This window comes from Phenylobacterium sp. (assembly GCF_004799515.1).
In the GTDB taxonomy this organism is placed as follows: domain Bacteria; phylum Pseudomonadota; class Alphaproteobacteria; order Caulobacterales; family Caulobacteraceae; genus Phenylobacterium.
Map to the genome: position 1 here is coordinate 164754 of NZ_SSMX01000004.1, position 13471 is coordinate 178224.

The window sequence follows — 13471 nt, forward strand, 5'->3', positions numbered from 1 at the left end:
ATCCTCCTCTCGCGCGCGAGAGGAGGATGACGCTAAGGGTGAGGTGTGAGCCCCGAGACCCTCCGCGCCCAGATCCTTGCCTGGTACGACGCCAACGCCCGCGACCTGCCTTGGCGCGTGGGGCCGAAGGCGCGCGCGGCCGGCGTGCGGGCCGATCCCTACCGGGTCTGGCTGTCGGAGGTGATGTTGCAGCAGACCACCGTGCCGCACGCCATCCCCTACTTCCTGAAGTTCACCGCCCGCTGGCCGACGGTCGCGGACCTGGCCCGCGAGGACGACGGCGAGGTGATGGCCGCCTGGGCGGGGCTCGGCTACTACGCCCGCGCCCGCAACCTCCTGGCCTGCGCCCGCGCGGTGGCGCGCGATCACGGCGGCGTCTTCCCTGATACCGAGGAGGCCCTGCGGGCGCTTCCGGGCCTCGGCGCCTACACCGCCGCCGCGGTGGCCGCGATCGCCTTCGACGCGCCGGCCAATGTGGTCGACGGCAATGTGGAGCGGGTGACGGCGCGGCTGTTCGCCGTGGAGGCGCCCCTGCCCGACGCCAAGCCGGAGCTGAAGCGCCTGGCCGCCGCGCTGGTGCGCGACGAGCGGCCGGGCGACTGGGCCCAGGCGCTGATGGACCTGGGCGCCACCGTCTGCCGGCCCAAGGCGCCGCTCTGCGGCCGCTGCCCGATCGCCGGCCACTGCGCGGGTCTGGCGACCGGCGCGCCGGAGACCTATCCGCGCAAGACCGCCAAGGCCGAGCGGCCGCACCGCCATGGCGTGGCCTATGTCCTGACCCGCGGCGACGCGGTGGCCCTGGTGCGCCGCCCGCCCAAAGGCCTGTTGGGCGGCATGCTGGCGCTTCCCACCAGCGACTGGCGCGCGGGCCGCTGGAGCGAGGCCGAGGCCCTGGCCGCCGCGCCGGCCCAACTCCAGACGGGGGCCGCCTGGCGCGCCGTCGGCGAGGTGGAGCACGGCTTCACCCACTTCACGCTCACCCTGCAGCTCTACCGCGCCGAGGGCGAGGCGTCCGGCGTGATCTGGACGCCCCGGGCCGGCCTCGACGCCCTGCCCAGCGTCTTCCTGAAAGCCGCCCGCGCCGGCCTGTCCAACCTGCTCTAGGCGCGCACCCAGGGCTTCAGCACTTCATAGACCGGCGGCGTGGTGGGCCCGTCGTGGGTGACGGCCAGGAGCTGGCGGCGGCGGGTGAGCTGGCGCACCGCGTTCTGCACCGAGGACTTGGAGAGGCCGGTCTCCAGGGCGATCCCCGCCAGGCTGGCGGCGAAGCGGCGTCGCCCGCCATCCGTCTTCCCCCACAGCCACAGATAGACCAGGAAGGCGGACGGGGCGTGGTCGTGCCCCACCAGGTCGCGCATCAGGACGTCCAGGACGTAGGGGTCCAGCTCGGTCTTTCGCGACATGATTGTTGCTATAGCAATCATTGGACGGATTGTCGCCGCCCCTCCAGGTCCGGCAAACCTCATGCGAGCAACCGGAGGCCGCCATGATCACCCACCTGAAGTTTGCCGGCATCCCCTGCCGCGACCAGGACCTGCAGCTGAAGTTCTGGACCGAGAAGATGGGCTTCCGCGTCGTCACCGACCAGCCGATGGGGCCACAGCGCTGGATCGAGCTGGCGGTCGGCGCCAGCCCGACCGGCGTCGTCCTCTTCACCCCCGAGGGTCATGAGGACCGGGTCGGGACCTTCTTCAACGGCTCCTTCGCCTGCGACGACGTGGAGGCGACCTACCGGCAGCTGTCCGAGCGCGGCGTGGAATTCCGCGGGCCGCCGGAGAAACAGCCCTGGGGGACCTTCGCCGCCTTCAAGGACCCCGAAGGCAACGAGTTCATCCTGAGCTCGCGCTAGGCGGCGCTAGGTCGCGTCCTCATGGAGTGGCTTGAGCGGCGCTCATGAGCGTCACACGCTCGCGCCCAGGGTGGTGAGAAGGTCGTCCAACGCGTCGAACTGCTCGGGCCACGCACCCGTGCTTTCGGAGGCGATGGCGCCGTCGAGCGCTTCCGTCGAGGGATAGAGGGCGTGCACGACGACCAGCGTCTTGCCGCCTTTTTCCTCGAAGGTCACCGTGGTCACGTGCCCGTCCTCATCTTCCTCATCGGTCCAGACGAGGCGGGAGGGCGGCGTGACTTCGATGTACCGGCCGAAGAAGGCCATGGGCTGTTCCGAGGCCGGGTGGCCGAACACGAAACGGTACGAGCCCCCCGTGCGGACGTCGATCTCGCAGGACAGGAAGGTCATGCCGAACGACTCGGGCGCCCACCACTGCATGAACAGCTCGGGCTTCGTCCATGCCTCGAACACGAGGCGCGCCGGCCCATCGAAGGTTCGCGTCGCGACGAGCTCTCGGTCCGACGTCCGTTCGACCGTTGTACGGCTATTCATCGACCTTCTCCTTCCGTTTCAAATCCTCGACAACCTTGTCCAAGGCGTCGAAGCGTGCGTCCCAAAGCTGGCGGCGCCCCTCGATCCAGCCGCCGCCTCGTCGAGCCCGCGCGACCCCAGCCTGCAGGTCCGCACGCGCCCAACCTTCTCCGTCGTGACGAGCCCGGCCTGCTCCAAGACACCCACGTGCTTCTTCATGCCCGTGAGGGTCATGTGGAACTTGTCGGCAAGCTCCGTGATCGAAGCATTCGAACGCCCGAGCTGCTCCAGAACCCCGCGCCGGGTGGCGTCGGAGAGCGCAGCGAACGAAGCGTCGAGGCGTGCTGTCGTATACTGTACCATCTGGTTCAGTGTTTAGCCGCAGACCAGCAACATTCAAGGGGGCGGTGAGCCCGCGCTGGAGGCGGACTTCCGAACGGAAGGAACGGGTCGAATGTGGACTTTCGCGCCGCGGCCGATAGCTGACCCGGCCGGACCTATGCGTACAGCCCCTAGGCGATCGCCTGGCTGCGGACCTTGGCGCGCAGGACGTCGATGGGGGCTAGGCCCTTGTCGGTCTGGAAGTGCCAGTAGGTCCAGCCGTTGCAGGCCGGCTGCGACTGCACCATGGCGCCGACCTTGTGGATCGACCCGGAGAGGTCGCCCACCACCAGGCTGCCGTCGGCGCGCACGCGCGCGGCATGGCGGCCCTTGTCGTCATAGAGCACGTCGCCGGCGCGCAGCAGGCCCGCCTCGACGATCTGGCCGAAGGGGATGCGCGGCTCCGACTTCTTGGAGCCGGTGACCGCCATCTCCTCGGCGGTCGCCGGAACCACCTTGGCGATGCGGTCCCTGGCGAGCTCGGCGTAGCCGGCCTCGCGCTCGATGCCGATGAACCGGCGGCCCAGGCGTTTGGCGGCCGCGCCGGTCGTGCCCGTGCCGAAGAACGGGTCGAGGATCACGTCGCCCGGCCGGGTCGAAGCCAGGATCACCCGGTGCAGCAGGGCCTCGGGCTTTTGGGTCGGGTGCGCCTTGACGCCGGCGGCGTCCTTCAGCCGCTCCTCGCCGGTGCACAGCGGCAGGTTCCAGTCCGAGCGCATCTGCAGCTCGTCGTTGGCCATCTTCATGGCGTCGTAGTTGAAGGTGTAGCGCTTGCCGCCGCGCGACTTGGCCGCCCAGATCAGGGTCTCATGGGCGTTGGTGAAGCGCGTGCCCTTGAAGTTCGGCATCGGGTTGGACTTGCGCCAGACGATGTCGTTGAGGATCCAGAAGCCCAGGTCCTGCAGGGTCGCGCCCACGCGGAAGATGTTGTGGTAGCTGCCGATCACCCACAGCGCCCCATCGTCCTTCAGCACCCGGCGGCATTCGGCCAGCCAGCCCTTGGTGAAGGCGTCATAGGTCTCGAAGCTGTCGAAGCGGTCCCAGTCATCGTCGACGGCGTCGACCTTGGAATTGTCGGGTCGCAGGAGATCGCCGCCCAGTTGCAGGTTGTACGGCGGGTCGGCGAAGACCAGGTCGACCGACCGGTCCGGCAGCTTCTTAAGCTCTGCCAGGCAATCGCCCACGATAATGTTGTCGATGGCGACACCCATGCCAGCCTCACACTCCAAGAGACCTGAATCCTGAGGCCCCTATGGTGAAGGCCAGGTTTCCGGACGTGGTGAACGAGAGCTTAACGCCGTCCCGGTCCGGCGGCCGGAAAGCTTTGAACTGAAGGTCGAATTGACGCAGGGGCGCGGCGCCGCACGCCTTTTGCCCGCGATACAGTGTAGGTGAGAAATTCGCCTGGTGGGGGAATCTGCGCCGGGCGGCCTCCTGACGCCAAAAAGCCTCGATGACCGACACGCCCGACGCCTCGGCCGAGCCCTTAACCCTAACGCCCGCCCAACGGCGGCGGCGGCGCTGGGCGCGCGTGCTCGCCCTGGCGGTGGGGACGCTCGCGGTCTGGCCTACGGTGCTGCAGATCGAGCCGCAGCGGCTGCTGGCGGAGAGCCTGGGCGTCGCGGGCGCGCCAGGCGGCGGCGGACCGGGCGGCGGCGCGCGGCGCGCTCACGCCCCGCGGCCCGTGCGGACGGCCCAGGCGCGCACGCCGGCCCCGGCGCCGACCTATGGCGCCCTGCGCGAGGCGCCGCCCAGCGAACTTGAGACCCTGGCGAACCTTCGCCAGAGCGGCGAGCAGAGCCCCTTTGCGTCGAACGTCCAGCTGGCCTCGCTGGAGCCCAGCCCCGACGAGGCCACGCCGCCGGCCGGCGGACTGCCGAGCGGAGATACGCCGCCGCTTAACCCGCCCCCGGCCAGTCCCAACCCCGCGGTCGGCTCGCCCCTGGTGGGCGGAGGCGTTCCACCGGTGACCGTCCCGCCGGTCGTGGTCATCCCGCCGATCACGCCGCCGCCGGTGACCACGCCCCCCGTGACGACGCCTCCGGACACCACACCGCCGGACACGACGCCACCGGTCGTGACCCCACCGGACGGTCCGCCGGGCGTGATCCCGCCGCCGGACGGTCCGCCTGTCATCGATCCGATCGGGCCGAGCGGCCCGGGCTTGCCGTCGGCGGCCCCGGAGCCGGCGACCTGGCTCTATCTGCTGCTGGGCGCGGGCCTCACCGGCGCGGCCCTAAGGACGCGGCGGGCTCAGCCGGCGACGGCCTTGCGGACCATCTCCAGGGCCTGATCGCGCGCCTCGCGGCTCGGCTGCTGCTTCGGCATCCGGTTCCAGGCGTCCAGGGCGGCCACCTTGTAGGCCTCCGCCAGCGTCGGATAGTTGAAGGTGTTCTCGACGAAGTAGTCGAGCGTGCCCTCCAGGTTCAGCACCGCCTGGCCGATGTGGATCAGCTCGGTCGCGCCTTCGCCCACGATGTGGACGCCCAGGAGGCGGCGGGTCTCCAGCGCGAACAGCATCTTCAGGAAGCCGGACGAGATGCCCATGATGTGGCCGCGGCTGGTCTCGCGGAACCGCGCCACGCCGCACTCGTAGGGGATGCCGCGCTCCTTGGCCTGCTCCTCGTTCATGCCGATGGTCGAGATCTCCGGCACCGAATAGATGCCATAGGGGAAGAACTCCGGCGCCCGGTGCGCCGGCTCGCCGAAGGCGTGGCAGGCGGCGATGCGGCCCTGCTCCATGGAGGTCGAGGCCAGGCTCGGGAAGCCGATGATGTCGCCCGCCGCATAGATGTGCGGGACGGCGGTCTGGAAGCTGTCCTTGTCGACGCTGAGCCGGCCGCGCGCGTCGGTCTCCAGGCCGCAGGCGGCGAGGTCGAGCGAGTCGGTGGCCCCTTCGCGGCCAGCGGAGAACAGCACCATGTCGGCGTGGATCTCGCGGTCGTCGGAGAGCTTCAGGTGGCAGTGCTGTGCGCCTACCACGTCGGCGGAGACCACCTTGGCCCCGAAGCGGACGATGACGCCGCGCTCGCGCAGATCGTGCAGGAACTCGTCGGCCAGCTCCCGGTCCAGGAACGGCATCAGGACGCTGTTGGGCTCGATCAGGGTGACCTTCACGTCCAGCGCCGAGAAGATCGAGGCGTACTCGACGCCGATCACGCTCGCGCCCACCACCACCAGCTGGCGCGGGATGCGCTCGATTTCGAGGATCTCGTCGCTATCGACGATGTTCTCGCCGTCGAAGCCGATGTGGACAGGGCGGAACGGCCGGGTGCCCACCGCCAGCAGGATCTTCTCGGCGGTGTAGTCGGCCACGCCGCCCGCCCCGAGGACGGCGATCGAGTGGGGCCCGGTGAAGCGCGCGACGCCTTCCACCGTATCCACGCCATTGCGGGCGAACTGGTGCTCCAGCACGTCGACCTCGTGGTCGAGGGTGATGTCGAGCCGCCGGCGCAGGTCCTCCGCGCCGATGTGCTGCTTGGCCCGGTAGGCGCGGCCATAGAAGCCGCGCTCGCGCCAGCCGGTGAGGTTCAGCACGGTCTCGCGCAGGGTCTTGGACGGGATGGTGCCGGTGTGCACCGAGACGCCGCCCACCCGGCGGCCGCGCTCGACGACCAGCACCCGCTTGTTGAGCTTGGCGGCCTGGATCGCGCCGCGGCGCCCGGCCGGCCCTGAACCGATGACGATCAGGTCGTAGTGATTGGTCTTGTCCAAGGCGTCCCCTCCCGGCGTTCTGCGGGCGGCGGAAACCATATCGCTCGGGTGTTAAGGTAAGCTTTGCCCCCGTAGAACAGCGTTGGGGAACGCCGTTCAGCCGCCCAGCCAGCGCACCTGCGCCCCGTGCGGATGGACCTCGGCCAAGAGGCGGTCTTCACCGCCGGGCCACAGCGTGAGGCGGACCTCCATGCCGGGGTTCGGCATCGGCGGCTCCATCCGCAGCCAGGCGAAGGGCGCTTGCGGCGTGGCGCGGGCGCCGATCTCTGCGATCAGGGCGCCCAGGGCCGCCCGGCTTTCCGGCGGCATGTATTGCCAGAAGACCGAGTGGTAGAGGACGCTCAGCGATCCCGGCTTCGGCGCGACCCGCGCGCGGACCCAGTCGACCGCGTCGGCCTCGTCCACCTTCACATCGTTGGCCAGCGCCAGCTGGATGGCGGCCCGCAGGCGCGCCAGGCGGTCGGCCTGGTCGGCCCAGACATAGGCCATCAACCGCCGTTGCCGGGCGGGATCGCGCAGGTCCGTGCGCCGCCGGTCGCAGGCGGCGCGCTCGGCGACCTCGATCCGGGCGTCCAGGGGCGGCAGGCCGCCTTGCCAGTCGGTGTCGATCTCGACCTCGGCGGCGGGATCGCCCCAGGCCGCCTCGCCCATATCCGCTTGATTGAGGCGATAGCGGTAACGGTCCCAGGAGAGGTTGAGGCCCGCGCTGGCGGCGATCTCGAAACAGCGCAGCGGCAGGCCGGTCGCCTTGGCCGCCTCCAGGAAGCCGCCGAGCAGGCAGGCCGAGCGGCGCACCTCGTTGGTCTGCGGCTCATGGGCCATGAAGGCCGCCAGCCGGTCATGGCGCTCGGCCATGGCTGCGCGGACCGCCGCCCAGATGGCCTCAGCGTCGAGAGCCGCATAGGCCCGGGCGGTGGCGGGATCGTCGCCGGAGAGCGCCAGCTCGTGCCACGACCCGATCAGCCGCAGGGGCGTGGCGGCGTCGAACTGGCCGCGCAGGTCGAGGCCGCTCCACGGCGCCAGCAGCGGCTTGACCGGCCCGTCCGCCAGCCAATCCTCCGCCGCCCGCTCCAGGAGGCCGCCGTTCAGTGGCGAGCCCAGCTGGCGGCAGATCCCGGCCTGCAGGCGCAGGGCGTTGACGACATCGGGGACAGGCGCGGTCTCGCTCATGGCCCCATCGCGCCGCCGCGCGGAGCCGTGGGTCAAGCTTGATTCAGCCGGTCAATCCTCGAAGGCGAGCTCGTCCTGCACGACCATCTCGCCCATCAGCGCCAGCTTCACCGGCGCCCAGCCGCGGCGGTGGATCTCGCAAGGCCCCAGGGTGCGCAGGGCCTCCACATGGATCTCGGCGTGGTAGCCCTTGTGGCGGGCGAAGCCGTAGCCGGGGTAAAGCCCGTCCATCTCCACCATCAGCCGGTCGCGGGCCACCTTGGCCAGGATCGAGGCCGCGGCGATGGACTTCGACTTGCCGTCGCCGCCGACCACCGTCTTCACCTCGCAGGGCAGGTTGAAGCGGTAGTTGCCATCCACCAGGGCGAAGGCCGGCGCCACCGAGAGGCCCTCGACCGCGCGGCGCATGGCCAGGCCGGCGGCGTGCAGGATGTTCAGCGTGGCGATCTCCTCCACGCTGGCGAAGGCCACGCACCAGGCCACGGCCTTGGCCTTGATCTCCGCCTCCAGCGCCTCGCGGGTCTTGGCCGACAGCTTCTTGGAGTCGTCGAGGCCTTTGGGGATCTTCTTGGGATTGAGGATCACCGCGGCGGCGCTGACCGGGCCGGCCCAGGGCCCGCGGCCGGCCTCGTCGACCCCGCAGACCGGGCCGCCGATGAAGGCCTTCTCCAGCAGGAAGGAAGGACCGCGCGCCATGGCTAGTCGGCGGTGTCCACGGCCACCACCTGCTGGGTGTGCTTGTTGAAGCTCACCCGCACCAAGGACGGCCCGTCGGTCTTGTCGGACGGGCGGTAGTAGGTGACGACCCAGACCTTGTCGTAGTCGGTGATCTGGGCCCGCCAGCCGGCGTAGGCGTCCATATGGCGGCGCACCAGCTCGGCGCGGGCCAGTTGGAAGGCCTTCTGCTGGTTGATCTCGCCGATATGCACCGGCCCCACGGTCTGCATGGACTCGCAGGCGCCGAGGCCGGCGCAGATGACGGCCGCCGCCAGGATCGTACGAACGCTCATCGGATCAACGCCTTCACTTGGTCATGGCGGAAGCAGCCGGTCAGGTGGTCGTTGACCATGCCCACCGCCTGCATCCAGGCGTAGACGATCACCGGGCCCACGAACTTGAAGCCCTTGGCCTTCAGCGCCTTGGAGACCTCGACGGCGAGCGGCGTCTGGGCCGGCACGTCGCCGATGCCGACCGCGCCGGTCTGCACCGGCTTGCCGTCCACGAAGCCCCAGCAGAACTGGGAGAAGTCCTCGCCGGCGTCCCTCATAGAGAGATAGATCTTGGCGGACTGGATCGCGGCGTCGATCTTGGCGTTGGAGCGGACGATCCCGGCGTCGGCCATCAGCCGCTCGCGGTCCGCCGCGCCATAGGCCGCCACCTTCTCCGGATCGAAGTTGTCGAAGGCCGCGCGGAAGGCCTCGCGCTTGCGCAGGATGGTGATCCAGGCCAGCCCCGCCTGGAAGCCGTCCAGCACCAGCTTTTCCCACAGAGCGCGGGGATCGTATTCCGGCACGCCCCATTCGGTGTCGTGATAGGCCTCGTAGAGCGGGTCGCCGGCCATGCCGCGCCAGCCGCATCGGATCGGGGTGTCGCTCATGGGCGCACTCTTCTCCTGGCCGCCGCGCCGAGACAAGGGCGAGATCGTACGATGAGCTTCGAAGGCTTCGAACTGTCACAGATCGCTGTGGATGGGGTGAGCCTGCGGGTGCGCCGCGGCGGATCCGGCCCGCCGATCCTGCTGCTGCACGGCTATCCGCAGACCCACATGATGTGGGGCCGGGTCGCCGACGGGCTCGCCAAGGACTTCACCGTGGTGGCCTGCGACCTGCGCGGCTATGGCGGCTCGACCCCGCCCGCCGACAGCGACGACCACGCGACCTATTCCAAGCGGGCCATGGCCAAGGATGCGGTCGCGCTCATGCAGGCGCTGGGCTTCGACCGCTTCGACTTGGCCGGCCATGACCGCGGCGGCCGCGTCGCCTACCGCCTGGCGCTGGACCACCCGCAGGCGGTGCGGCGGTTGTCCGTCCTCGACATCATCCCCACCGGCGAGGTCTGGAGCCGCGCCGACGCCCGCTTCGCCCTCGGCTATTGGCACTGGCCGTTCCTGGCCCAGCGGGCGCCGGGGCCCGAAACCATCATCGGGCGCGATGCCGAGCACTTCTTCTTCGAATTCCAGTACCGCGCCGCGCTCGCCGCCTTCGCCCCCGATGCGCTCGCCGACTATCGCGCGGCGCTGGCCAGGCCCAGCGTCATCCACGCCATCTGCGAGGACTACCGCGCCGGCGCGACCTTCGACCGGCGGCTGGACGAGGAGGACCGCAAGGCCGGGCGCAGGATCGCGGCGCCCACCCAGGTGCTGTGGGGCGCCAAGGGCGCGCTGGCCGCCTGGTACGACACCCTCGCCATCTGGCGCGACTGGGCCGACGACCTGCGCGGCGAGGCCATCGACTGCGGCCACTTCATCCCGGAGGAGAAGCCCGCCGAGACGCTGGCCGCCCTAAGCCGCTTCCACGCCGAGGGCCGCTAGGAACCAGGCCGGCCGTTCCAGGGTCACGGGCCGTCCGTCGACAGTGAGGCTCGCGCCCTCCGCCCGGTCCAGCCGCATCAGGGCGATGGCGCGGCCCTCGCCCGCCGAGGTCACCACGCCGGCGCGCAGCTCGCCCGACAGCACCTCGGCGCCGACGGCCGGCGGCGGGCCGGCGAAGGCGATGGGCAGCATGCGGCTCTTCACCTGGCCCCGGCGCTTCATCCGCGAGGTGGTCTCCTGGCCGACGAAACAGCCCTTCTGGAAGGCGATCCCGTTCAGCAGGTCGAAGTTGGCCTCGATCGGATAGGTCTTGTCCGAGCCCCAGTCCGCCGGGCCGGGGACGCCGAGCGTGAGCTTGGCCGCGTCGCGGGCGGATTCGTCGGCGAGGATCGCGCCGGGCGGCGGCTCCGCGCCATAGCCGCGCCAGCCGAGGGCGGGGAGGCGCGGGTCCCTCACAAACCCGCTCGTTCCCGCGAAGGCGGGAACCCTAGCTGAGTCGAGGGCGGCCGAGGCGCCGCTTGGATCCCCGCCTGCGCGGGGATGAGCGGCGTAAAGAATGCTCACCGCCGTCTCGTCCGCCGCGATCTCCACCTTCGCCCGCAGGCGGTACATCGCGAGCCGCTGGAGGATCGCCGCGCGGTGCTCGGCCAGGACGTCCAGCCAGCACCCGTCCTCGCGCCCCACCACGAAGAGGTCGTAGAGCAGCCGCCCCTGCGGCGTCAGCAGCGCCCCGAACCGGGCCTCGCCGGGGGCGAGCGTCTCGACGTCCTGGGTGATCAGCCCCTGCAGGAAACCGCGCCAATCGGGGCCGGAGACGGCGATCAGGGCGCGGCTTTTCAGCGGGGCGTAGGTCAGGGACTCGGTCATCACACTTAATTTGGGGCGTCCGGCGGTGGAGCGCCAGCGGCGGGCGGCCTATAGAGGGTCGATGGCCCGCGGCGCGTTTCCGATCCTCTTCATCACGTCCAACCGCATCGGCGACGCGGTTCTGTCCTCGGGCCTCGTCAAACGGCTGTCCGACGAGATCCCCAACGCCCGCTTCACTATCGTCGCGGGTCCTGCCGCGGCCCCGCTCTTCGAAGAGGTCCCGGCGCTGGAGCGGATCATCATCCTGACCAAGGCCAAGGGCCGCACCCACTGGTTCGAACTCTGGCGGGAGGTGCGCGGCGCGCGCTGGGGCCTGGTGGTCGACCTGCGCGGTTCAGGCCTGTCGCGGTTCATCTCGACGAAGCGCCGGGCGATCTGGCGCAAGGGCTCCGGCCCGCCTGCGCACAAGGTGCTGGAGGCCGCGCGCATCCTGAAGATCGAGGACGACCCCGCGCCGCCCTACATCTTCACCTCCCCAGAAACCGAGGCCCGCGCCGATGAACTCACCGCCGGCGTCGGGCCGATCCTGGCCCTGGCGCCCGCCGCCAACTGGCTGGGCAAGACCTGGCCGCTGGAGCGCTTCAGCCGGGTGGCCATGCGCTTGCTCAACGACGGCGGGGCCATGCAGGGCGGGCGGCTGATGGTGCTGGGCGGGCCGGAGGACGCCAAGCTGGCCAAGGGCCTGCGCGACGTGGTCGGCCGCCACCAGTTCATCAACCTGACCGAGGACATCGACCTCCTGACCGCCTACGCCTGCCTGAAGCGGGCGCGGCTGTTCATCGGCAACGATTCGGGGACCATGCACCTGGCCGCCGCGGCGGGGATCCCGACCCTCGGCCTGTTCGGCCCCTCCGACGAGCAGCTCTACGCCCCCTGGGGCGAGGCCACCCGGGTGGCGCGCGGCCCGCGCACCTACGAGCAGATCCGCGCCGTTGACCCGGGCTTCGGCCAGGCGCTCTGTCACATGATGGACCTCACCGTCGAGACGGTGGGCGACGCGGCTGAAGAGCTGCTGGCGGCAACCCAGGAAGAGATGGCAGAGACCCCAGATGCCTGAGACTTACGACCTGATCGTGCGCGGCGGCGAGGTGGTCAACCACGCCGGCCGCGGCCTGGCCGACGTCGGCGTGCGCGGCGGCAAGATCGCCGCGGTGGGCGACCTTGGCCAGGCCTCCGCCGGCGAGGTGTTCGACGCCTCGGGCCTGACGGTGATGCCCGGCGTCATCGACACCCAGGTCCACTTCCGCGAACCGGGCCTCGAGTGGAAGGAAGACCTGGAGACCGGCTCCCGCGCCGCGGTGCTGGGCGGCGTCGTCGCGGTGTTCGAGATGCCGAACACCGAGCCCACCACCACCGACCCTGACGCGCTGGCCGACAAGCTCAGCCGCGCCAAGGACCGCATGCACTGCGACCACGCCTTCTATGTCGGCGGCACGCACGAGAACGCCGCCTGGCTGGGCGAGCTGGAACGCCTGCCCGGCTGCTGCGGGATCAAGGTGTTCATGGGCGCCTCCACCGGAACCTTGCTGGTGCAGGACGACGAGGGCATCGAGCAGGTGCTGCGCCACGTGAACCGCCGCGCGGCCTTCCACTCCGAGGACGAATACCGCCTGGCCGACCGCCGGCCCCTGGCCCGCCAGGGCGACTGGACCAGCCACTATGAGGTGCGCGACGCCCAGTCGGCCATCCAGTCCACCGAGCGGCTGGTGCGCATCGCCACGGCCCTCGGCAAGCGCATCCACGTGCTGCACGTCACCACCAAGGATGAGGTCGCCTTCCTCGCCGCCCACAAGGACGTCGCCAGCGTCGAGTTCACCCCGCAGCACCTGACCCTGGAAGGCCCCGAGGCCTACGAGCGGCTGAAGGGCTACGCCCAGATGAACCCGCCGATCCGCACCGCCGAGCACCGCGCCGCGCTCTGGGCTGGCCTGGCCAGCGGGGTCGCCGACGTGCTGGGCTCCGACCACGCCCCGCACACCAGCGAGGAGAAGGCCCGGCCCTACCCGGCCTCGCCCTCCGGCATGCCCGGCGTGCAGACCCTGCTGCCGGTGATGCTGACCCACGTCGCCGAGGGCCGGCTGACCCTGGAGCGCCTGGTCGACCTCACCAGCCACGGCGCCAACCGCCTGTTCCAGCTCGCCGACAAGGGGCGCCTGGCCGAGGGCTACGACGCCGACCTGACCATCGTCGACCTCAAGGCCCGCCGCACCATCCGCCACGACATGATGGCCAGCCGCGTCGGCTGGACCCCCTTCGACGGCATGGAAGCCAAGGGCTGGCCCATGGCCACCATCATCCGCGGGACCGTGGTCATGCGCGACGGCGAAGTGACGGCCCCGCACCTGGGCCAGCCGTGCCGGTTCCAGGAGACCTTGGTGAGCTGAGGGGGCGTGGGTTGGATCTGCATCTGACTCACTGTTGGCTTCGGACCGGTCCGCTTCCGGTAA

15 protein-coding genes and 1 pseudogene are annotated in these 13471 nt (G+C 70.7%); 6 read left to right on the plus strand and 10 right to left on the minus strand.

Going from position 1 to position 13471, the window contains the following annotated elements:
- The first annotated feature begins 45 nt into the window (after positions 1 to 45).
- The gene (gene mutY / locus E8A49_RS02800; RefSeq protein WP_293376121.1) at positions 46 to 1104 is read left to right on the plus strand and encodes an A/G-specific adenine glycosylase; all 1059 of its coding nucleotides are present in this window, start codon (positions 46 to 48) and stop codon (positions 1102 to 1104) included.
- Here mutY and E8A49_RS02805 read toward each other — a convergent pair.
- The gene (locus E8A49_RS02805; protein ID WP_293376123.1) at positions 1101 to 1403 is read right to left on the minus strand and encodes a helix-turn-helix domain-containing protein; all 303 of its coding nucleotides are present in this window, start codon (positions 1401 to 1403) and stop codon (positions 1101 to 1103) included. The two genes, mutY and E8A49_RS02805, sit on opposite strands and share 4 nt — an antisense overlap.
- Positions 1404 to 1486: 83 nt before the next feature.
- Between E8A49_RS02805 and E8A49_RS02810 the strand changes: the two genes are divergently transcribed.
- The gene (locus E8A49_RS02810; RefSeq protein ID WP_293376125.1) at positions 1487 to 1849 is read left to right on the plus strand and encodes a VOC family protein; all 363 of its coding nucleotides are present in this window, start codon (positions 1487 to 1489) and stop codon (positions 1847 to 1849) included.
- A gap of 51 nt (positions 1850 to 1900) precedes the next feature.
- Here E8A49_RS02810 and E8A49_RS02815 read toward each other — a convergent pair whose 3' ends face one another.
- The 3 genes and pseudogenes from E8A49_RS02815 to E8A49_RS02825 all read right to left on the minus strand — a co-directional run bounded on the left by E8A49_RS02815 (position 1901) and on the right by E8A49_RS02825 (position 3954).
- Entirely contained in the window at positions 1901 to 2383 is a 483-nt protein-coding gene (locus E8A49_RS02815; protein WP_293376127.1) for an SRPBCC family protein, read from the minus strand.
- Positions 2376 to 2725 (minus strand): annotated as a pseudogene (locus E8A49_RS02820) (metalloregulator ArsR/SmtB family transcription factor). Before E8A49_RS02820 ends, E8A49_RS02815 begins: the two are co-directional and overlap by 8 nt.
- A 149-nt stretch (positions 2726 to 2874) precedes the next feature.
- Positions 2875 to 3954: a site-specific DNA-methyltransferase gene (locus E8A49_RS02825; RefSeq protein WP_293376129.1), complete on the minus strand. Its 1080-nt coding sequence runs from the start codon at positions 3952 to 3954 to the stop codon at positions 2875 to 2877.
- A 242-nt stretch (positions 3955 to 4196) separates the two neighbouring features.
- Between E8A49_RS02825 and E8A49_RS02830 the strand changes: the two genes are divergently transcribed.
- On the plus strand, positions 4197 to 5036 hold the full coding sequence (locus tag E8A49_RS02830; protein WP_293376131.1) for a PEP-CTERM sorting domain-containing protein: 840 nt from the start codon (positions 4197 to 4199) through the stop codon (positions 5034 to 5036).
- On the opposite strand, the gene sthA is transcribed toward E8A49_RS02830, so the two are convergent.
- The 5 genes from sthA to E8A49_RS02855 form a co-directional block, all read right to left on the minus strand.
- Complete coding sequence (gene sthA, locus E8A49_RS02835; RefSeq protein ID WP_293376133.1) at positions 4997 to 6457, minus strand: Si-specific NAD(P)(+) transhydrogenase; 1461 nt, start codon at positions 6455 to 6457, stop codon at positions 4997 to 4999. The two genes, E8A49_RS02830 and sthA, sit on opposite strands and share 40 nt — an antisense overlap.
- A gap of 96 nt (positions 6458 to 6553) precedes the next feature.
- The gene (locus E8A49_RS02840; RefSeq protein WP_293376135.1) at positions 6554 to 7627 is read right to left on the minus strand and encodes a DUF2332 family protein; all 1074 of its coding nucleotides are present in this window, start codon (positions 7625 to 7627) and stop codon (positions 6554 to 6556) included.
- 51 nt (positions 7628 to 7678) lie between these two features.
- Entirely contained in the window at positions 7679 to 8323 is a 645-nt protein-coding gene (locus E8A49_RS02845) for a ribonuclease HII (protein WP_293376137.1), read from the minus strand.
- A gap of 2 nt (positions 8324 to 8325) precedes the next feature.
- Positions 8326 to 8637: a hypothetical protein gene (locus E8A49_RS02850; protein WP_293376139.1), complete on the minus strand. Its 312-nt coding sequence runs from the start codon at positions 8635 to 8637 to the stop codon at positions 8326 to 8328.
- Positions 8634 to 9224 (minus strand): DNA-3-methyladenine glycosylase I, encoded by a 591-nt coding sequence (locus tag E8A49_RS02855; protein ID WP_293376141.1) that lies wholly within the window; start codon positions 9222 to 9224, stop codon positions 8634 to 8636. Before E8A49_RS02855 ends, E8A49_RS02850 begins: the two co-directional genes overlap by 4 nt.
- A 51-nt stretch (positions 9225 to 9275) precedes the next feature.
- On the opposite strand from E8A49_RS02855, the gene E8A49_RS02860 reads away from it, so the two are divergent.
- Positions 9276 to 10157, plus strand: coding sequence for an alpha/beta hydrolase (locus E8A49_RS02860; RefSeq protein ID WP_293376143.1), 882 nt, complete (start codon positions 9276 to 9278; stop codon positions 10155 to 10157).
- Here E8A49_RS02860 and E8A49_RS02865 read toward each other — a convergent pair.
- A complete protein-coding gene (locus E8A49_RS02865; RefSeq protein WP_293376145.1) occupies positions 10128 to 11024 on the minus strand; it encodes a folate-binding protein YgfZ in 897 nt (298 codons plus the stop codon). The genes E8A49_RS02860 and E8A49_RS02865 overlap by 30 nt on opposite strands.
- Positions 11025 to 11085: 61 nt before the next feature.
- On the opposite strand from E8A49_RS02865, the gene E8A49_RS02870 reads away from it, so the two are divergent.
- Positions 11086 to 12081 carry a glycosyltransferase family 9 protein gene (locus tag E8A49_RS02870; protein ID WP_293376147.1) on the plus strand — a complete coding sequence of 332 codons (996 nt, stop codon included), beginning with the start codon at positions 11086 to 11088 and terminating at the stop codon, positions 12079 to 12081.
- Complete coding sequence (locus E8A49_RS02875) at positions 12074 to 13408, plus strand: dihydroorotase (RefSeq protein ID WP_293376149.1); 1335 nt, start codon at positions 12074 to 12076, stop codon at positions 13406 to 13408. Before E8A49_RS02870 ends, E8A49_RS02875 begins: the two co-directional genes overlap by 8 nt.
- Positions 13409 to 13471: the final 63 nt, after the last annotated feature.